The 20,223-nt window shown below is 55.0% G+C and carries 16 protein-coding genes; 11 read left to right on the top strand and 5 right to left on the bottom strand.

From position 1 onward, the window contains the following. Positions 1 to 111: 111 nt before the first annotated feature. Entirely contained in the window at positions 112 to 1,461 is a 1,350-nt protein-coding gene (locus ACUHMQ_RS06355; RefSeq protein ID WP_445294612.1) for a sigma-54-dependent transcriptional regulator, read from the bottom strand. Then, positions 1,458 to 3,023 carry a two-component system sensor histidine kinase NtrB gene (locus ACUHMQ_RS06350; protein ID WP_445294611.1) on the bottom strand — a complete coding sequence of 522 codons (1,566 nt, stop codon included), beginning with the start codon at positions 3,021 to 3,023 and terminating at the stop codon, positions 1,458 to 1,460. Before ACUHMQ_RS06350 ends, ACUHMQ_RS06355 begins: the two co-directional genes overlap by 4 nt. 59 nt (positions 3,024 to 3,082) lie before the next feature. Between ACUHMQ_RS06350 and yedA the strand changes: the two genes are divergently transcribed. The 6 genes from yedA (at position 3,083) to ACUHMQ_RS06320 (ending at position 12,655) form a co-directional block, all read left to right on the top strand. Continuing rightward, on the top strand, positions 3,083 to 3,958 hold the full coding sequence (gene yedA / locus ACUHMQ_RS06345; RefSeq protein WP_445294610.1) for a drug/metabolite exporter YedA: 876 nt from the start codon (positions 3,083 to 3,085) through the stop codon (positions 3,956 to 3,958). A 118-nt stretch (positions 3,959 to 4,076) separates the two neighbouring features. Continuing rightward, entirely contained in the window at positions 4,077 to 5,591 is a 1,515-nt protein-coding gene (gene ilvA / locus ACUHMQ_RS06340; protein WP_445294609.1) for a threonine ammonia-lyase, biosynthetic, read from the top strand. 372 nt (positions 5,592 to 5,963) lie between these two features. Continuing rightward, a complete protein-coding gene (locus tag ACUHMQ_RS06335; RefSeq protein ID WP_445294608.1) occupies positions 5,964 to 6,419 on the top strand; it encodes a hypothetical protein in 456 nt (151 codons plus the stop codon). Positions 6,420 to 6,571: 152 nt separating this feature from the next. Next, positions 6,572 to 10,402 carry a DUF3683 domain-containing protein gene (locus tag ACUHMQ_RS06330; RefSeq protein ID WP_445294607.1) on the top strand — a complete coding sequence of 1,277 codons (3,831 nt, stop codon included), beginning with the start codon at positions 6,572 to 6,574 and terminating at the stop codon, positions 10,400 to 10,402. Between the two features lie 183 nt (positions 10,403 to 10,585). Further along, the gene (locus ACUHMQ_RS06325) at positions 10,586 to 11,014 is read left to right on the top strand and encodes an HIT family protein (protein ID WP_445294606.1); all 429 of its coding nucleotides are present in this window, start codon (positions 10,586 to 10,588) and stop codon (positions 11,012 to 11,014) included. A gap of 9 nt (positions 11,015 to 11,023) precedes the next feature. Further along, positions 11,024 to 12,655 carry a cyclic-di-GMP receptor FimW-related protein gene (locus ACUHMQ_RS06320; protein ID WP_445294605.1) on the top strand — a complete coding sequence of 544 codons (1,632 nt, stop codon included), beginning with the start codon at positions 11,024 to 11,026 and terminating at the stop codon, positions 12,653 to 12,655. A 107-nt stretch (positions 12,656 to 12,762) separates the two neighbouring features. Here ACUHMQ_RS06320 and hda read toward each other — a convergent pair whose 3' ends face one another. Together hda and ACUHMQ_RS06310 are read right to left on the bottom strand one after the other, a co-directional pair. Continuing rightward, positions 12,763 to 13,443 carry a DnaA regulatory inactivator Hda gene (hda, locus tag ACUHMQ_RS06315; protein WP_445294604.1) on the bottom strand — a complete coding sequence of 227 codons (681 nt, stop codon included), beginning with the start codon at positions 13,441 to 13,443 and terminating at the stop codon, positions 12,763 to 12,765. Continuing rightward, a complete protein-coding gene (locus ACUHMQ_RS06310) occupies positions 13,440 to 14,516 on the bottom strand; it encodes an AI-2E family transporter (RefSeq protein ID WP_445294603.1) in 1,077 nt (358 codons plus the stop codon). The genes hda and ACUHMQ_RS06310 overlap by 4 nt, the downstream gene beginning before the upstream one ends. Before the next feature lie 138 nt (positions 14,517 to 14,654). On the opposite strand from ACUHMQ_RS06310, the gene purM reads away from it, so the two are divergent. From purM to ACUHMQ_RS06285, 5 genes are all read left to right on the top strand, one after another. Then, positions 14,655 to 15,701, top strand: coding sequence for a phosphoribosylformylglycinamidine cyclo-ligase (purM, locus tag ACUHMQ_RS06305; protein ID WP_445294602.1), 1,047 nt, complete (start codon positions 14,655 to 14,657; stop codon positions 15,699 to 15,701). A 134-nt stretch (positions 15,702 to 15,835) separates the two neighbouring features. Further along, the gene (gene purN / locus ACUHMQ_RS06300) at positions 15,836 to 16,432 is read left to right on the top strand and encodes a phosphoribosylglycinamide formyltransferase (RefSeq protein ID WP_445294601.1); all 597 of its coding nucleotides are present in this window, start codon (positions 15,836 to 15,838) and stop codon (positions 16,430 to 16,432) included. Positions 16,433 to 16,443: 11 nt separating this feature from the next. Further along, positions 16,444 to 17,508 (top strand): DUF3108 domain-containing protein, encoded by a 1,065-nt coding sequence (locus tag ACUHMQ_RS06295; protein WP_445294600.1) that lies wholly within the window; start codon positions 16,444 to 16,446, stop codon positions 17,506 to 17,508. A 92-nt stretch (positions 17,509 to 17,600) separates the two neighbouring features. Then, the gene (locus ACUHMQ_RS06290; protein WP_445294599.1) at positions 17,601 to 18,287 is read left to right on the top strand and encodes a DUF3108 domain-containing protein; all 687 of its coding nucleotides are present in this window, start codon (positions 17,601 to 17,603) and stop codon (positions 18,285 to 18,287) included. 1 nt (position 18,288) lies between these two features. After that, a complete protein-coding gene (locus ACUHMQ_RS06285; RefSeq protein ID WP_445294598.1) occupies positions 18,289 to 19,590 on the top strand; it encodes an RsmB/NOP family class I SAM-dependent RNA methyltransferase in 1,302 nt (433 codons plus the stop codon). 62 nt (positions 19,591 to 19,652) lie between these two features. On the opposite strand, the gene ACUHMQ_RS06280 is transcribed toward ACUHMQ_RS06285, so the two are convergent. After that, positions 19,653 to 20,156, bottom strand: coding sequence for a ClpXP protease specificity-enhancing factor (locus ACUHMQ_RS06280; protein WP_445294597.1), 504 nt, complete (start codon positions 20,154 to 20,156; stop codon positions 19,653 to 19,655). Positions 20,157 to 20,223: the final 67 nt, after the last annotated feature.

Raw genomic sequence — 20,223 nt, 5'->3', positions numbered from 1 at the left:
CGGAATTTACTTTGGCCTGTTCTTTACACTAGGCTTTCTTCTGATCGTCCCATCGTAGGTAATAAAAAAGCCCCATCATTGGGGCTTTTTTATTACCTAGCATTACTTGCGCTAATTAATCCCCAGCCGCTCCATTCGATAGCGTAACGAGCGGAAGGTCACACCCAATAGTTTGGCGGCCTGCGTCCTATTGAAGCGTGTTTTGTCGAGTGCCGAGAGAATAGCTTCCTTTTCAACCTGATCAAGATAGTCCTGCAGCAAGCCGATTTCGCCACGGTCAACAGGCATATCTTCCACATCAACCCGTTTTAGCTGTAGGTCATCGAGGTTGATGACGCGCCCATCACACAGCGCCAACGCACGCTCAAGGATATTTTCCAGTTCGCGCACATTGCCTGCGAAGTCATAGGCAACTAACGCCGAAAGCGCTTCAGGGGAAAGGTTGGGCTCATTCATGCCATTCTGTGCGGACAATCGCTCGAGCACGCCATGGACAATATTCGGAATGTCCTCGCGCATGTCCCTCAGCGAAGGCATACGCAGCTCAATCACGTTCAGCCTGTAATACAAGTCCTGGCGGAAACGGCCTTCATCAACACACTTGGCAAGGTCCTGATGGGTAGCGCAGATGATGCGTACATCAACGGCAATCTCACGTGTATCGCCGATCTTACGTACCTTCTTTTCTTGTATGACGCGCAAGAGCTTGACCTGCATGGACAAGGGCAGATCTGCCACCTCATCCAAGAATAAGGTCCCCCCATCCGCCGCCTGGAAGAAACCATCCCGCTCACTGTCAGCGCCCGTAAATGCACCCTTCTTATAACCGAAGAATTCGCTCTCCATGAGATTTTCTGGGATTGCACCGCAGTTGACAGGCACAAAGGGCTTATCAGCCCGGACTGACTGTCCATGGATTAACCGCGCTGCCCTTTCCTTACCACTGCCCGACTCACCCGTGATGTAAACCGGCGCCTGACTACGGGCCAGTTTATCGATCAATGCCAGTGCTTCCCGTATAGGTGGAGATTCACCGATAAAGGCTTTATCAGTACCGGGCACCACCCTCGACGCAGGCTTGTCCAGATCAAGCGCTGAACGTACCAGCGTACGTAGCTGGTCTAAGGACACAGGTTTTGCCAGATAATCAAAAGCCCCTGCTTTCAGGGCTTCCACGGCATTATCGAGACTACCGTAGGCTGTGATGACCGCGACTGGGATGTCGTAACCTTTCTGGTCGATATGCCGAACAACGTCCAGACCACTACCATCGGGCATGCGCATATCCGTCAGGCACAGATCGATCCCCCCTTGGTCCAGCCGAGCGATCGCAGCAGCAACCCCTTCTGACAACTCAACATCTAACCCCATTTTCAACAAGGTCAGCTCGACAAGTTCGCGCAGATGGGGCTCATCATCGACGACGAGAACACGAAGTGGTTTAGAAGATTTTTTACTCATGCAGGGCGGCTCGGAAAGGTGATGCGAAAGCAAGCACCAAGTGAAACAGGTATATATTCCAGCACGCTGTCATTTCCAGCGCAAATTTCGCGCGCAATATATAGCCCGAGACCGGTACCTTTTGCGTCAGTAGTGAAGAAGGGTTCGAAGAGCTTAACCATATCGTCGGACGCCACTCCTGCACCATCATCTCGTACCTGTATAGCCCATGCATCGCCCAGGGGCCCTACTGTTAAGCTTAGCGCGCCATCTTGCTGAGAGCAGTACCGCCATCCATTACGGCACAAGTTCCACATCACCTGATGCAGCTGCCCCTCATCGAATCGTGCTGAAGCGCCTTGCGGGCAGTCCAATGTAACTATTACCTTTATACCCTCGACTTCGCAGAATTCCTCCACAAAACGCGTCAACCAGTCATGAAGCCGGATATCAACCGGTTCTGCCCGATCGCGCCGATTCAAATCCAAGACCTCCTGCACCATACGATTAAGCCGCCTAGTGTTGTCGCCAATAATTTGGGTAAGCCGTTGGGTTGCGGGGTCTTGCGCATCCTCAGCCAGAAGTTGGGCAGCATGGCCGATCGCGGAAAGCGGATTCCGTATTTCATGGGCGATATTCGCAGTAAGCCGGCCCAACGCAGCCAACTTGATCTGCTGAGCCTCACGCTGCAGCCGTTCGATATCTTCCAGGAAAACAACCGTACCTGTTGCCGAACTCCCCACCTGTACTGGCATAAAACGCGGCCGAACCCGTTGGTTGCTATTCGAATCAGGCGCCAACGCTGAATCACCCTCTCGCCACCCAGCCAAAGCCCGCGCCACCTCGGGTGAGAACTCCCGCAATAACGTTCGGCCCGCAACCATCCCATGGCCTAACAAGCGCTCTGCCTGCTGATTGAATTGGCGCACGACACCCAGCTCATCCAGCACCACCACCCCATCCGATACATCCTGGATAACCAGACGATTAATCTGGGCCATATTGGCCAGCTCATTCCCTCTACGCGCTGCAAGTTGCTCAGATTCAGTCGCATAGCTAGCCAATCGGTGCGCCAACCAAGCCGTCGCAAAGCAAGCCGAGGAGACCATGGCAACTTGAAACCAGTCTGATGCTTTACCTGCATCGAAGTAGTACTGGTAAGCCTGCTGGCCAAGCAAAGCAAGACTGGCCATGGCAGCATGAAACAGAGTTGTGCTTCCGCGGCTGATCAAGCCTGCCGCAGCCAGATACGGCAGTAGCATCAACGCAAGGCCCGACTGGAATCCACCACCGATATGCATCACCCCGACAATGAACAGAATGTCGCTACCAACCTGAACACCAAGCAATATTCTGAAACCTGGCCATCGGTAACGCAGGCATAGGATATACCCTGCAATCAGGCAAAGATAAGCCATCGACAGCCAATTCAGACTGGTACGATCACCCACATCAAAAATAGAGCTGGGCGACATTGACCAGTTGGCCACGATAACCGCCACCACCATCGCAGCACGGAATAGATTGAAAATCTTGGCTGAACGCCAAAATGCATCGGGAGCAGTGAATTTACGGGGTAGCATAATTATTTATACCGCTTGCTACAGGTAGGCAGAAGCACTGCATGCTAACCTAGCCGGCTATGTTGCCCCACCGCCCTAACCTGCTTCTCCCATTTTGCCTCGCCGCCACTTGGCTGATCTGGGGGTCCACCTACCTTGCCATCAAGTTTGCTTTGCTCAGCTTCGCGCCCTATGTACTGTCAGGTACTCGCTATCTATGCGCAGGGGGGATATTGCTTGCATGGCTCAAATGGCGGGGTGCTGCTTGGCCAAATTGGCGGCAGGTCTGCAATGCCGGCCTAATCGGTTTTCTAATGCTCACCGTCGGTAATGGCCTTACATGCGTTGCCGAGAAGACGCTCGACTCCGGTGCCACTGCGCTCATGGTTGCCATTACGCCTTTATTGACAGTAGTGATGAGCCAGTTCATGGGTAACCGGGCACGGCTCTTGGAATGGTGCGGAATCAGCCTAGGTATGTTGGGAGTACTGATGATGAACCTCGATACCGGTCTCGCAGCAGATCCACAAGGCGTAGGACTCATGATTATCGCCTGCATAGCCTGGGCAACCGCTTCAGTACTCATTCCAAGACTAGATTTGCCCGACGGCACTATGTCACCCACTATCCAGATGCTGGTCGGCGGCTTAGTTTCACTTCCTCTGGCCTTGCTGACTGGAGAACGCTTTCCCGATACCCCCAAACCTGAAGCCATCGCCGCACTGGCTTATCTAGCCCTATTCGGTTCTATCATTGCCTATTCAGCCTTTATCTGGCTGTTGCGGTACACGCGACCAGCCTTGGCTGGCAGCAGCAGCTATGTAAACCCGATGGTGGCGCTGTTTCTTGGCTGGTTGCTAGCTGGTGAAGCCATCAGCTGGCCGCTGCTGACAGGTATGTGCATTATCCTGTTTGGTGTGGCGCTGATCGGTGTTGCAGCCCGTAACAAGACCTAGCTGCTCACAACAGATCGTAAGCAGGCTCTTGCCCATCCGCAATTTAAGCTGCAACTCGCTTGCCAAGGCGAATCCTGCTAGGTTTACCCACCTTCTCCAATACGCAAGCCGTACAGTCATGTCCACGCCTGATTACCTCGAACGTATCCTCACTGCCCGCGTCTACGATGTCGCCATTGAAACCGATCTGGACGAGATGCCCAACCTCGCCAATCGGATCAACAACCGGGTGCTGATCAAGCGGGAAGACATGCAGCCGGTTTTCACCTACAAGCTGCGAGGCGCATACAACAAACTGTGCAGCCTTTCTCAAGCTGCTCGTGACAAGGGTGTCATCACAGCCTCTGCGGGTAATCATGCCCAAGGGGTCGCCATGTCAGCCCAGAAACTGGGCTGCAAAGCCACGATCGTGATGCCGGTAACGACTCCCAGCATCAAGATCGACGGCGTGAAACGACGTGGTGCGCAAGTTGTTTTGCATGGCGACTCATACAGTGATGCCTATGCCCATGCTATGCAGTTGGTAACGGAAACTGGCGGTACCTACGTTTCCCCTTTCGATGACCCGGCGGTCATTGCAGGTCAAGGTACCGTTGGCATGGAAATCCTCCGCCAACATCCCGACCCTATCCATGCCATCTTCGTACCGGTGGGAGGTGGCGGACTGGCTGCAGGACTAAGTGCTTACGTAAAGCGGCTTCGCCCGGAAATTCGTGTGATTGGTGTTGAGCCTGTCGACAGCGATGCCATGAAGCGTTCACTCGATGCCGGTGAGCGGGTGGTGCTCGAACACGTTGGCCTGTTTGCTGATGGTGTGGCAGTCAAACAAGTAGGGGAGGAAACCTTCCGTCTTTGTCGCGAATACCTCGATGAGATCATCCTGGTAGATACCGATGCCATGTGTGCCGCCATCAAAGATGTATTTGAGGATACCCGCTCGATTCTGGAACCCAGCGGTGCGCTTTCGCTAGCGGGTCTAAAAGCGTGGGCTGCGCGTGAGGGTTGTCAGCAAAAGACGCTGATCGCTGTCGCCAGCGGTGCAAACATGAACTTCGATCGACTCCGCCATGTTGCTGAGCGGGCAGAGATCGGCGAGGCGCGAGAGGCTGTTCTGGCTGTCACCATCCCCGAGCAACCCGGCAGCTTCCGAGCCTTTTGCGAAAAGCTCGGCAACCGCGCCATCACTGAATTCAACTATCGCGCCGCGGACCCTAAGGAAGCGCATATCTTTGTCGGTATAAAAATAAGCACGCGCCAGGAGGCTTCGACCCTGGTGGCTCAGCTCAACGCGGCTGGGCTGAAAGCGCTTGATCTCACCGACAATGAAATGGCCAAATTGCACATCCGCCATCTGGTTGGAGGACGGGCCCCCCAGGTCGAACACGAACTGGTCTACCGCTTTGAGTTCCCCGAACGCCCAGGCGCTTTACTGAATTTCCTCACCCATATGGGCCAGGGCTGGAATATCAGCCTGTTTCACTATCGCAACCATGGTGCCGACTTCGGTCGAGTATTGGTGGGGATGCAAGTGCCGCCAGCCGAAGAAGCCGCTTTGCAGACCTTCCTGACGGATCTTGGCTACGACTATACCGACGAGCGCGACAACCCGGCTTACCGCCTGTTTCTTGCATGAACATTGTGACCTAGATTCATTCTAATTGACCATCTGGCGTATTAGACGTCTAGATGGTCATGCTTGGACCCTAGGGTTTTAGAATGGATCAGGAACGATGATTGCTTGGTAATCGGTGTAACAACCGATTAACCACAACCATCACGCAGGAACTGCAAAAGTATGATGAGCAGGGTTTTAAACCAAGTTCGGTTCTATACGTAAGCAAAACATCAACAGGTTTTTTGTAAAACCTGGGTCAAGAACCAACTTAGTCAGCCAGTCAACACATACCTAATTGCTGTCCGCGTCGTTGAAAGAGCCAGGATCATGTACTGCCGGCTTATTTTTCTTCAGGCAACAGCATTATTGGCCTTCTGCCTCAGTTGTAATATGTACGCAGAAGCCGGTAACAAGGACAAACGCCCTCGCAAGGCACGACGGCCACCTGTGCTCAATCTAAAAGTCGAGGCAGCACCTGTACGCGACGAACGTACACCTGCGAGCGTAATCTCACCGATCTTCCGGCACCCCGTAGATACTCTGCGCGCGCTTGCTGAACCGCAAACATTGAACGAGAGCCCTGCCCTTCCTGCACCACACATCAACGTAGCCGCAGCCAGTACCGACAAATCCGACGATAGCCATCTTTGCCTTAACCGTGCTGCAGGGGATTCAACAGGTGGGGGGGTGAGATGGTCACTCAACGATGGATTTGGCTTTTATGTTCAAGGCAAAAGCTTCAAACATCTGCAGCGCTTGGTAAAGCACCATAAAATCTCCGGCTTCTGCCAACCCGGTGACGATAACCCCCTCTGCCTTGCCATTCCACGGCAAAACTGCGATTGATGGCTAGCCGTGCATGTGCAGATAAAATCCTGTTTTAATAAGACTTAATGGCCGTACCCATACAAACGAACGTCGTCATTACGTTCGATGCAGCGCAACATTTCGGCTAAAATCATCCCCCCGATCTCAGCCGTTTTTGGACGCCCGCCACCATGGCAGACACGCCCCGCCTGCGCGAAATACCCTACAACTACACCTCGTTTTCCGACCGCGAAATCGTCATGCGCCTCTTGGGCGAAGACAGTTGGCAGGTGCTGGATACCTTGCGCACAGAACGCAAGACTGGCCGCTCCGCCCGTATGCTGTTCGAAGTGTTGGGTGACATCTGGGTAGTACAGCGCAACCCTTACCTGCAAGACGACCTACTCGATAATCCCAAGCGACTGGAAGCGCTGACCGAGGCCATGCGCCATCGCCTGCGGGAGGTAGAAGCACGCCGAGGCGACAATCTCCAGGTCGGGGAACTGTTGGACCGCGCCCGCAAGGCTGTGGACAGTTTCGAGCGTTTCTTTCCTGAAACTGCCAATCTGCGCCGTAAGGTCATGAAGCGGATAGGTGGACTCACCCGTAAGGACAATATCTGTTTCGACGGATTGGCCCGTGTCTCCCACGTTACCGATGCCACCGACTGGCGTGTGGAATATCCCTTTGTGGTGTTGAACCCGGATCATGAAGACGAGATGGCCGGATTGGTGAAGGCTTGTATCGAATTGGGCCTGACCATCATCCCCCGTGGAGGCGGAACCGGTTACACGGGTGGTGCAGTGCCATTGACACCGATGTCAGCCGTCATCAATACGGAGAAACTCGACCGCCACAATGGCGTGGAGTATCTCGACCTGCCTGGCGTAGAAGGTAAAGTCGCCACGATCAATTGTGGAGCGGGCGTGGTCACCAAGCGGGTCATGGAAGCTGCCGAAACCCACGGCCTGGTATTTGCGGTAGACCCAACTTCTGCTGAAGCCAGCTGTATCGGTGGCAATGTCGCCATGAATGCCGGTGGAAAGAAAGCGGTGCTGTGGGGTACTGCGCTCGATAACCTCGTTTCCTGGAAGATGGTCGACCCCGATGGCAACTGGTTATTTATCGAACGCCTGAACCACAACCGGGGCAAGATTCACGACGCTGAACTGGCCACATTCCAGGTGCGTAAGCTGCAACCCGATGGCAAGACGCCAATCAGCGAGGAAACGCTGAATATCCCTGGCCCACGGTTCCGTAAAGTCGGCCTGGGTAAGGACGTCACCGACAAGTTTCTGGCTGGCTTACCGGGTGTGCAAAAGGAAGGTACTGATGGCATCATCACATCAGCACGCTTTATTCTGCATCGCCTGCCGGCACATAGCCGCACTGTCTGCCTGGAGTTTTTCGGCACCGTGGCGCAAGCCACCCCCGCCATTGTCGAAATCAAAAACTATCTCGACAGCCACCCGCATGCCATCCTGGCCGGCCTCGAACATCTGGACTGGCGTTACGTGCGTGCCGTCGGCTACGCCACCAAAGCCAAGTCCAAGGGCCGACCGAAGATGGTTCTTTTGGCTGACATCGTTTCGGACAACGAACACGCCGTTGGCGAAGCCTCATCACAAGTTGTGCGGCTGGCAAACGCTCGTCATGGCGAAGGCTTTATCGCTGTCACCCCGGAAGCACGTAAGAAGTTCTGGTTGGACCGCAGTAAAACCGCCGCCATTGCCCGGCATACCAATGCCTTTAAGATCAACGAGGATGTGGTCATTCCCTTGCCCCGCCTTGGCGACTATTCGGACGGTATCGAGCGTATCAACATCGAACTGTCGATCCAGAACAAGCTGCAACTTCTGGGACGGCTGGAGGCCTTTTTCAAGGAAGGCCGCCTGCTGCTGGAAAATGAAGATGCCGGCATCAGCCACGATGAGTTGATCGGCGATAGGCGTGAAGCCGCCCTGGCTACCATTTCCACAGTGCAACAGCGCTGGGCATGGATACTTCATCATCTCGATAACGCCTTCGAGAAATACACGAGTCTTTACCCCAACGCTCCACTGGAAGCCACCAGTGAAATCGACCCACCACAGTCAGTATTCCATGCACTGCGCGACTTCGCCTTGCGTATCTCCTGGAAGCGCGAACTGCTGACCGAATTGGATGCGCTGTTCACCGGTGAAGCTGACGCCCCGATCCGCGAAGCAGTACGCGCCATCCACAAGAAAACCCTCAAAGGCCGGGTTTTCGTTGCGCTGCATATGCATGCCGGTGACGGTAATGTGCATACCAACCTGCCTGTGAATTCCGACGACTATGCGATGCTGCAAACCGCCCATAAGGCGGTGGTACGAATCATGGAGCTGGCCCGCAGCCTGAATGGCGTTATCTCGGGCGAGCACGGCATTGGCATCACCAAGCTGGAATTTCTGACTGAGGACGAAATCGGCCCATTCCGCGCCTATAAGCAACGTGTCGACCCCAAGGGCAATTTCAACAAAGGCAAACTCCTGCCCGCTGCCGATCTGCGTAATGCCTATACTCCCTCGTTTGGTCTGCTTGGCGCTGAATCGCTGATCCTGGAGCAATCTGACCTTGGTGCAATCTCAGACAGCATCAAGGACTGCCTACGTTGTGGCAAATGCAAACCGGTCTGCGCCACTCATGTACCCCGCGCCAACCTGCTTTATTCGCCGCGTAACAAGATTCTTGGCGTTGGCCTATTGACCGAGGCGTTTCTTTACGAAGAACAGACACGGCGGGGTGTCAGCTTCAAGCACTTCGAAGAGCTTGGCGATGTGGCTGACCACTGCACGGTATGCCATAAGTGCGTCAACCCTTGTCCGGTCAAGATCGACTTTGGCGATGTTTCAGTCGCCATGCGCAACTTCCTGCGCCGTGCCGGCAAGCGTAAGTTCAACCCTGGCACTGCTGCGGCAATGGCTTTCCTGACCAGCAAAGACCCGACCACCATCAAGACCCTGCGAGCCGGCATGATGGGGATTGGCTACAAGCTGCAGCGCCTTGGTCATGATGTGCTCAAGGTCGCCGCCAAGACGCAGACGGCAAACCCACCCGCGACTGTCGGCAAACCTGCCATGAAGACCCAGGTTATCCACTTCATCAACAAGAAGATGCCGGGCAACCTGCCAAAGAAAACCGCCCGGGCGTTGCTGGACGTGGAAGACGCTACTGTCATCCCGGTTATTCGTAATCCCAAGTTAGCGGCAGAAGATGTCGAATCGGTGTTTTACTTTCCCGGCTGCGGCTCAGAAAGATTGTTCTCTCAGGTGGGTCTTGCCACCCAGGCCATGCTTTGGCACGTCGGTACAACGACCGTATTGCCACCAGGCTACCTATGCTGTGGTTATCCGCAAACCTCGGGGGGTTTCGCCGACAAAGGCGAGCAGATCACTACCGAGAACCGGGTGTTGTTCCACCGTATGGCCAATACACTCAACTACCTCGATATCAAGACGGTCATCGTCAGCTGCGGTACCTGTATGGACCAGCTGCAGAAATACCAATTCGAGCAGATATTCCCGGGCTGCCGCCTCTTGGATATTCACGAGTACCTCTTGGAAAAGGGCGTGAAGCTGAACGGCGTGGCAGGCACACGTTATATGTACCACGACCCTTGCCATACGCCGATCAAAACCATGAGTCCGATCAAACTGGCCAATGAGCTGATGGGCCAGCAAGTGGACCTGAACGAACGCTGTTGTGGTGAGTCAGGCACCTTCGCGGCTTCCCGGCCCGATGTCTCTACCCAGGTCCGCTTTCGAAAGGAAGAGGAAATGCGTAAAGGCGCCGACAATACCCGCGCCGGTACCCAAGACCAGGTAAAGATCCTGACTTCCTGCCCAAGCTGCTTGCAAGGCTTGAGCCGCTATGATGACGACGCGGGAACGACTGCCGATTACATCGTGGTGGAAATTGCCAAGCACATACTGGGGGATGATTGGATGCCTCAATATGTTGAGACAGCACGGAATGGTGGGATTGAGAGGGTTCTCTTGTAAGCACCTGTTTTCAAGCTTTATGCACATAAAGCGCCAATCCAATCCACCAGTGTCCGGATTTCGATAACGCCCTGCCTTTGCAGGGCGTTATTATTTCCCTTTTCACCCTCGGTCGGAGCAGCTTGCAGTAAGTCAGCCCCAACCACCACAATGACAATGTAATACTTTAATCAATCTCTACTCATGACAAGTAATCTTTGCCCACTCTGTAACGAAGCCGGTGGTGAACTGATCTGGCAATCAGCGCTCTATCGTGTAGTAATGGTTGATGAGCCCGGTTATCCCGGTTTTTGCCGTGTCATCCTCAACCAACATGTTGCGGAGATGACCGAGCTCAGCATCAATGAACGTAATAGCCTGATGAATGCCGTGTGGGCAGTGGAAGAGGTGCTGAGGGTGGAAATGAAACCACAGAAAGTCAATCTGGCCAGTCTGGGCAATGTTGTGCCGCATCTTCATTGGCACGTTATCCCCCGCTGGCAGGACGACCCGCATTTCCCCTCCCCCATATGGGCTGCAGCGGTACGTGAAAGTATCCCGCGTACCACCGATCTGAACAGGCTAAAAGCCTCGCTGGCATCCAAGCTCCTGATGCTGGAATCATTTTCCTAGGAGTAGCGCATGCACGCTTTGGAACTCCCTCCGCTAAACCCCGGCCAATCGCTTGAATTTGCTGATGCACGAGGCTTCAAGGAGTGGCTAAAGCTGGTGGCGATGATCAACGTACGTCAGGCGCACGATGATATCCTCGACACGCTGAGCAGATTGAATGCGTCACCCGTGCTGCCCATCGAGCGTCTGAAAATGATGGAGATCCTGCGCGAGCCGGTCGCCATGCTGCAGGAGGAGAATGCCAAACGATACTTCAGCAGGCCATTTCCTCTCGCCACGGCGGAGGACAGTGCCTGGCAGGACAATTTGCGGCTTTGGCTGGCGATGAGCCATGGCTATCGGCACTGCTGGCTGGCGGGGCTGAAAAAAGATGTCACTGTTGCTGACCACAGTGCACTGGCAGCCCAACGCGCCATACGCTATGCGGCCCTTGCTATCCGTGAACATCACCTTGCTTATCGCAGCATCCCACAGACACGTTGGGCTGATCTTTTCGGTCTTTATCAAATCGCAGAAAAATCTGAAATCGCCGGTAAAATCATCAAGGACAGCCTGAACAAACAAACCGAATTGTCGTCCTGTACCGCGAGTTTCCTGCAAGCCATATTGCTGGCGGCCGCCAACCCAAGCGCCATGCCTGTACGGCAGTTGTTGTGGACAGATCGCCTGCTCGATCGCTGGTCGAATCAGACGGGCATATTGGACGAACCGCCCGAACATATCGAAAAGGGAGCGCTGGCGTTTGATCTTGACGAACCTAGCGAGCTTAAGCGTTATGACCCGGTCCCAGTGGGTTCCGGTTGGCGTTACGTCGATATCGACCCGATAGGTAAACGCGTCAAGAAGCGCATCAAAGCACTACGCGCAGGAGAGTCTCCTTCTCAACTGGGTTTGGGCGAAGAATATGCCACCAGCACGGCTGAGCACCATCTGGTCGGTCTATACCACGAATGGTGTGACGCGCCTCTGGAAAGAAGCATGCCACGCCATGAAGCACAAACCGACCCCGCGAACTCCCATTTGGCACTGGGCTTGAGTGCCGCCCAAGAGGCAATAGCAGGCAAACTGTTTCATCAGCCGGATGAATTGCAGGAAGTACGAGGCCGGGCAATTGCCGACTTTCAGCTCTTCGGTGGCCAGGCACACCATCTCGCTAGCAGCCACTCTCCCAAGGAGACCGCAGCACCAGAGATGGAAGTCTGGGGAATGGAAAATGAAAGCGCCTCGGGTTTCAAGCTGCATCGACAAGGTACCGGCGGACGGCTCAGTCACCATCAACTGGTCGCCGTAAGGCCTCGTCCTGACCAACCTATCGTTGTGGGCGACGTTCGCTGGCTTGAAGAAGGTGCAGGCAGCGACCTGACCATCGGGATACGTCTACTACCCGGTATGCCGCGTGCGGTTGCTGTACGCCTGACTGGGGTAAACAATTTCGGTAGCCAGTTTACCCCCGCGCTACTGATGCCTGCCCTGCCCGCTTTGCACACAGAAACCACGCTGCTCTTGCCAAACAGCTGGTTCAAGAACAGTAAGATCATCGAGCTCTACTTGGATGGGCAAATCAAAAAGATCCGGCTTGAACAGCTGGTAGAGCGCGGTTTGGATTTCGAACGTGTCACATTCCAAGGTGTCGCCGGCTAAGAACCTATTTAGATCTTACTACCCAACCGTGATCAGAGCTTATGTGCTGCTCGCGACAGATCGTAAACAGGTTCTGAAAGCTGACTGCACGCAACCGAACACTGACATCAATCTAGCTTGATGTTCTGCAAGGCTTCACGCACAAACGGCAGCGTCAACGGTCTGCCCGCAGCCAATGCTGCCAAGTCGAGCTTATCCAACAATGCGGTCAGCGAGCCTAAGTCACGGCTTTGATGCGTAACCAGCCAACGGCAAACCGTCTCATCGATATCGCACCCACGCGTACGAGCCCGATGGCGCAACAAAATCGCCTTGTCTTCATCCGCCGGCTCGCCAATCTCAAATACCAACCCCCAACCAAGTCGGGTAGTCAGGTCGTGCCTCAATGGCATCTGAGCGGGTGGCAACGACCCAGCTGTCACAATGGCCCTGCCGGCCTCGCGCTGGGCATTGATGAGCCCGAACAGGACAATTTGCTCCTCAGGCCCCAGTGCATCGACATGGTCAACTGCCAGCAATTCATAGCCATGCGCAGCTTCATCGAGTGGGCTTTGTGCGGCATCCCAGTAACGAGCGAACAAACCACCCGCCAGCGCTCTTGTCACCGTGGCGCGCAGCAGGTGCGACTTACCTACCGTGGTCTTACCCCAAAGATAGATACACCCTTCGGACGACTCACGGTCAGATAACGCCTTCAAGGCAAGGAAAGCCTCCAGATTCGGACCAATCAGGAAGTCATCGAAATCAAAAGGTTCGGGCAGTTGCAGGTCAAGCGCTAGCTGCTTCATGACTGGCGGCGGTACAAAACACTATCCATATACTGCTGTTTAACATGCCGCAAGCCAACCAGCAGCATGGCTGCCAGAGGCAGGGCAAGCAAGACGCCGATAAACCCGAAAAGCTGACCAAACGCCATCAGTGCAAAAACCACCGCAACTGGATGCAAACCGATACGCTCGCCAACCAGGCGAGGCGTGACATAAAAGCCCTCGATCATCTGGCCCAGCAGAAATACCCCCCAAACCGGTAACAGACCACCCAACGATTGGAACTGGAGGATAGCTGTCAGGCTAGCTAACAGTACGCCAACAATCACGCCAAGGTAGGGAATGAATACCAGCAGTCCTGCGACAATGCCAATAGGCAGCGCCGACTTCAGGCCAGTCAACCAAAGGCCGATGCTGTAGAACAACGCCATAATCAGGATGACCGACAGCTGCCCCCTTAAAAACTGCCCCAAGACAGAATCCGCCTCGCCCACCAGTTCATGAACCTTGCCCCGCCAGCGGCGCGGTAATAAGGCATCAAGCTGTAATAGCAGCAGATTCCAATCACGCAGAAAGTAGAACAACACCAGCGGAATCAGCACCAGATTACCGATCAAACCGATCAGCGCCAAACCGCCCGAGGTCAAGGAAGGCAGCAGCGCCTGCACCACCTTGCCAGCTTGCTCACCATGATCAGCCAGCCAATCCTTCACGAATTCCGGGTCCAGGCTCAGTTGAATGCCAAAATGGTGGTTCAACCATGGGCTGGCCGAATCCCGCAACCAGGTCAGCAACGCCGGGATGTAGCCGATCAACCCGCTTAGTTGTTGGACAAAAAGCGGGACGATGACCAGCACCAATGCGACCAGGAGCAGCATGACCCCTAGCAGTACCAGGCATACCGCCAGATCCGGCGGACAACGTCGCCGGACCAGCTTGCCCACCAGGGGCTCGAGAATGTAGGCCAGTACGGCGGCAGTGACGAACGGCGTCAATACTGGGGCTAGCAGATACAGTAAGGCTAGGCCAAGTACAAACAGGCCAAGCGGCCAATACTGAATCCAATGGGCTTTGTTCGGGCGGGAGCGTTTCATTTCGGGTAAAATGCGCGCGAATTCCGGTGCTTATGGTTTTCTGTCTGGCACATGCCAGCTCAGATTAAGGCTCTAGCGCCGCATTGTAACCGCATCCTCGGCGCACCCGCGTCGGTTTCCTTTCCAAGAGTTGGCACCATGACCCAAACCCCGCGCCAAAGCCTGTCCTACCGCGACGCCGGTGTTGATATCGACGCTGGCGACCAACTGGTCGAAAACATCAAACCGTTTGCCAAACGCACCATGCGCCCCGAAGTACTGTCCGGCATCGGCGGCTTTGGCGGCCTTGTCGAAATCAGCAAGAAATTCAAAGAGCCTGTATTGGTATCAGGTACAGACGGCGTCGGTACCAAACTGAAACTGGCGTTCGAACTGAATCGACATGACACAGTTGGTATAGATTTGGTCGCGATGAGCGTCAACGATATCCTGGTCCAAGGTGCTGAACCGTTGTTCTTCCTTGACTATTTCGCCTGCGGCAAGCTTGATGTCACCAGCGCTACTGAAGTAATCAAAGGCATTGCCGCTGGCTGTGAACAGTCCGGCTGCGCGCTGATCGGCGGTGAGACCGCTGAAATGCCCGGCATGTACCCTGCTGGCGAGTACGATCTGGCCGGTTTCGCTGTCGGTGTGGTGGAAAAGAGCAAGATCATCACCGGCGAAACCATTGCTGCAGGCGACGTGGTACTTGGCCTCGCTTCCAATGGTGCACATTCGAATGGCTATTCGCTTGTCCGCAAGATCCTGCACCTGACTGGCGCTGACTATAACGCACCATTTGATGAGGGCCGCTCGCTAGCCGACGTAGTGATGGCACCTACCCGCCTTTATGTGAAACCCATGCTCAAACTGATGGAGAGCATTACCGTCAAAGGTATGGCACACATCACCGGCGGCGGCATCACTGAAAACGTGCCCCGTGTACTCCCTGCCAATGTAGTGGCACAGATCGACGCCAAGTCATGGCAATTGCCCAAGCTGTTCCAATGGTTGCAGGCGGAAGGCAATGTCGATGCCCAGGAGATGTACCGTACATTCAACTGTGGTATCGGCATGGTTGTCGTCGTAGCGGCCGAACACGCGGAAGCCGCAACTGCCTTGTTGCGTGCGGAAGGTGAAACGGTTTACCACATCGGCAATGTCCGCCCACGCAATGGTGACGAACACCAGACCCAAGTCGCCTGACCACTAGGCATGGCGCAGCAAAGGACACGAAGAACAACCTTCGTGTCCTTTGTAATTTCAACGCCAGACAATTGATGCACTTGTTACCGCATTAACATGTGACTCGGACGACCAATACCTGGGAGTAAAAGGTTTTGAAGCAAATAGTCATCCTGATCTCGGGCCGTGGCTCGAATATGCAGGCCATTGTCGACGCCAGGATCGATGGCGCACAGATTGCAGCCGTCATTTCCAACCGGCCCGATGCCGCTGGTTTGGCATGGGCTGCAGCGCAAGGCATTCCGACTGTTGCGCTAGACCATAAGCAATATGCTAGCCGTGAGGATTTTGACGCTGCTCTGCAAGCTGCTATTGACGCTTTCTCGCCAGACCTCGTCGTACTGGCAGGGTTCATGCGCATACTCACCCCGGCCTTTACCCGGCAATATGCAGGTCGGATGCTCAATATCCATCCCTCACTCCTGCCGGCCTTCCCTGGTTTGCATACTCACCAAAGGGCAATCGAAGCCGGTTGTAAACTGGCAGGCTGTACGGTCCATTTTGTTACCGCCGAACTCGACCATGGCCCTATCGCAGCCCAAGCTGCTGTGCCGGTGATGGGTGACGACACCGCAGAGACACTCGCAGCCAGGGTCATCGTGGAGGAACATCGTCTCTATCCCGCCGTCGTCCGTGCCTTTGTGGAAGATCGACTGCAAATCGATGGGTTACGCGTACGCGTGCTGCCGTAAGCTGATTTCCGATGTCCTTGTCCCGGCCTTTTCGCCTGTTACTTGCCTTGGCGGTTTCTCTTCTTCTACACGCGATTCTGGCGGTAGGAGATAGCGCTTGGCGTTGGTGGCAGGCAGACCTGGAGGATGAGACTGTCGAGCTTAAACCTACTGAGCGCCGACTAAAGAGCCAGTCGTTGGAAGCCGAGGCCAATACACCAGCTGAAGCATTGCCGAATGGTGTATTCAGTGTTCGGTTCGGTAGGCCACACCGGCATGAGGCCAAGCGGCCGCCACTGCCACAAACGCCTCCTCAGCCCGTTCCGATTGAACCGGACAACGTTGTGCCACCGCCCGAACCGCCCGCAAATACAGTTGAAGAAGCCGTTGCGATCCCGAACGAACCAGCGGCTCCACCCAAACCACCGGTTGCGCCATCCCAACGCCTGCCCCTGGACACCGCATTTCCCCGCAGTGTGGATATCAGTTACGTTGCATTTGGCGTTATCGAGGCAGAACATCGTTGGCGAGCCAAGGGTAAGCGGTACGAGATTACGACCCGTATCGCATTGCAAGGCAGGGAATTGCGCAGCCAGGGGGAAATCGGCCGCTATGGGTTACGTCCGCTGACATTCCGTGATGGCAGGGACGGCAATGCGCTACCCACATCGCAAGCTGAATTCAACTGGCCGGATAAAACTGTGCGGCTGGGAGAACCCGATAAGCAGCGGGAACTCCCCCTGGAAGACGGGGCACAGGATATGTTCTCTGCGGCTTACCAGTTCGCACTGCTTGGCGACAAGTTACCGAGCTTCAATATGCAGGTCGTCAGCGGCAGGCACAGTTATCAGGTACCGTTTGTGCTCAAGGGAGAGACCGAGCTGCGCTTGTCCAACCAAAGGATTACCGCATTGTTGTTGACCGGCGCTTACCAGCAGCGACGCTTTGAGTTCTATCTTGCGCCTGCATGGAACAATCTACCCGTACGGATAAGAATGGCGGATGGCGATAACGTGATCGACCTTAAAGCCAGCCAGGTTCGTATTGATGGCCAGACTGTGCTCGCCAAACCTGTCCGCCAGACCAGAGACCGCTGAAATTGGATGCTTGCCGCATGACCTTATTCAGCTTGCGCTCAGTCGGTATCCGCTAGGGTATGGGCTAACATTTTGAAGAGGAAGGTCACCCCATGCTGATTCATCGCAAATTCTGGTTTGGCAGTTTACTGGCCCTGCTGGCGCATACCGCATGTATTGCCGGCCCGCTTCCCAGCCAGGCAAAGATTATCTACAAAGCCATTTTGGGCGGCTTCCCCGTGGGTGAGGCAACCCAGAACTGGACACTCAATAATGGCCAATACGAGCTCAATACCGAGATCAAGCCTATCCTGGGTCCCGATATCCGGTATCAGAGTACAGGCAGCGTAACTGCACAAGGTCTTAAACCTAGCGACTATGCTGAATACCGCAGCCGCAACAAGCAACCACGCACACAGGCCAAGTTCAACTGGGCCAAGCAGGAAGTAACCTACGGCAAGACCGAATCCCTGCAGACGGGCAAACTCAACGCAGGCGCGCAGGACCTGAACGCTTTGCCATTTCAGCTCAGCTGGCTGGGTAACAATCCCGTGCCTGCCATGCAGATCATGACGGGTCGTAAACTGAGGCAGGATCACTTCACAGAAGCCGCACCGAACAAACTCACCCTCATGGGTAAGTCGCACACAGCCCGCGTCTGGATTGCGCCTCAGGGAGAAGAATCAACGGAAATCTGGCTTGCTCCGTCGCTAGGCAACCTGCCGGTGAAAATCATTCGCCATGACGAAAAAGGCGAGCTGCAGCTCGTCGCCAAGACCATAGAGTATCAACTGGACTAATATGCCACCGCTTAATCAAGATGCCTTCCATGCTGCGCTCGATGCACTACGCGCCGCGCTTTCCTTTGGCGCCCCCGCCGATACAGTACTGACGCGTTTCTTTCGCGAAAACCCCAAACTTGGCAGCCAGAACCGCGCCTTCATCGCCGAAGCCGTGTTTGGCGTATTGCGTCAGAAATTCGTATTGGACCGTATCTGCGCGCCAGATAATGCGCCGCGACGCCTGCTATTGGCTTGGCTGATACGTGGTGGGCGTAACCTGCGTGAATTCGACCCTATCGTCTCACGTGATGATGAACGTGCTTTCCTCGCCGGGGTCAAGGCCTTCAAGCTAGACACGCTCACTTTGGCTGAAAGAGCCGAATTACCCGAGTGGGTGGCAAGTGAGTTACAAGCCAGCGGCATGGGCGATGAAGCTATCCTGGCCTTGGGCCAATCGCTGGCCCAGCCCGCGTCGCTTGATTTGCGAGTCAACACGCAGAAGATGAAGCGCGAGTCCGTCAAAGCCGAATTAAGCGCTTTGGGCCTATCCGCTGCCGATACGCCCTACTCCCCGTTTGGTCTACGCCTGGAAGGCCGCCCAGCAGTCAACAAGCATACTTTGTTCAACGAAGGCGCAATCGAGGTTCAGGACGAAGGCAGCCAGCTGCTGGGCCTGCTTGTCAGCCCCAAGCGCGGTGAGATGGTGGCTGACTTCTGTGCTGGCGCAGGTGGGAAAACGTTGCTCTTGGGAATGCTGATGGCTTCCACAGGACGTCTGTATGCTTTCGATGTATCTGAGAAGCGCCTGGCCAACCTGAAGCCACGTTTGGCCCGCTCTGGCCTGTCCAATGTCCAGCCACAGCGTATCGAGCACGAGAACGACGCACGGATCAAACGGCTGGCCGGTAAATTGGATCGCGTCCTGGTCGATGCCCCCTGTTCCGGCCTTGGCACCCTGCGCCGCAATCCTGATTTGAAATTCCGTCAGACTGCACAGTCAGTCGATGAACTGAATGTGAAGCAGACCGCTATCCTTGCGTCTGCAGCACGCTTGGTAAAGCCAGGCGGCCGACTGGTCTATGCCACCTGCAGCATCCTGCCACGGGAGAATCAGGGCATTGTGGAAGCATTTCTCGCTACCCACCCAGACTTCAGCTTACTGCCAGCCAGTGCAGTGCTGGCGGAACAGCGCGTTGAACTCGATACCGGTGATTATTTGCAACTGACACCCAAGGCACAGGGATGTGATGGATTCTTTGCAGCGGTACTCACTCGCAAACCGCGAGAAAAGGCTGTAACAGCACCAAGCGATACCGAATAAGCAAATGAAACTGGCAATAAAAAACCGGCACTGATCAGTGCCGGTTTTTTATTGCTTACCAACTACTTCACTATCCTCAGGTGGCTACGCCCCGGTGCAGGTGGTGGCGTAGGTTCATCGTCAGGCTCAGCAGCGGGCTTTTGCTCATTGATGGACGGCTCGTCAGCATCGGCTGTCTGATCAACAGGCTCCTGCGGCACTGGGCGCAAAGACGATGCTGGTCGATCGACCTCTCCCGCTTCAGCCGCTTCGGTAAGTTCAGGCTCCCATGCCATGCCCTCGCCTGTTTCGCGCGAGAATAGCGACACAACCGCGCCAATAGGCACGATGATGTCACGCGAAACCCCGCCAAATCGGGCAGAGAAACGAACATAGTCGTCCCCAAGCTGCAAATTACGGGTGGCGTTGTAACTGATATTGAGCACAATTTCGCCGTTCTTCACGAACTCCATCGGCACCTGCATCTTGCCTTTGACAGCGGCGACAAGATACGGCGTATGGCCATGGTCGGAGCACCATTCATGAATAGCGCGCATCAGGTAGGGCTTGATTGGGACAGAGTTCATACACCGTGCTAACGAAAAAATAAAACGTGCTTCAAACAGCCGGGGCGCCGGTACAACCAATCTTGCA

The organism is Chitinimonas violaceus (genome assembly GCF_052601015.1).
The sequence above is the reverse complement of the archived record's forward strand: the minus strand, read 5'-3'. Positions and strand labels throughout refer to the sequence as shown.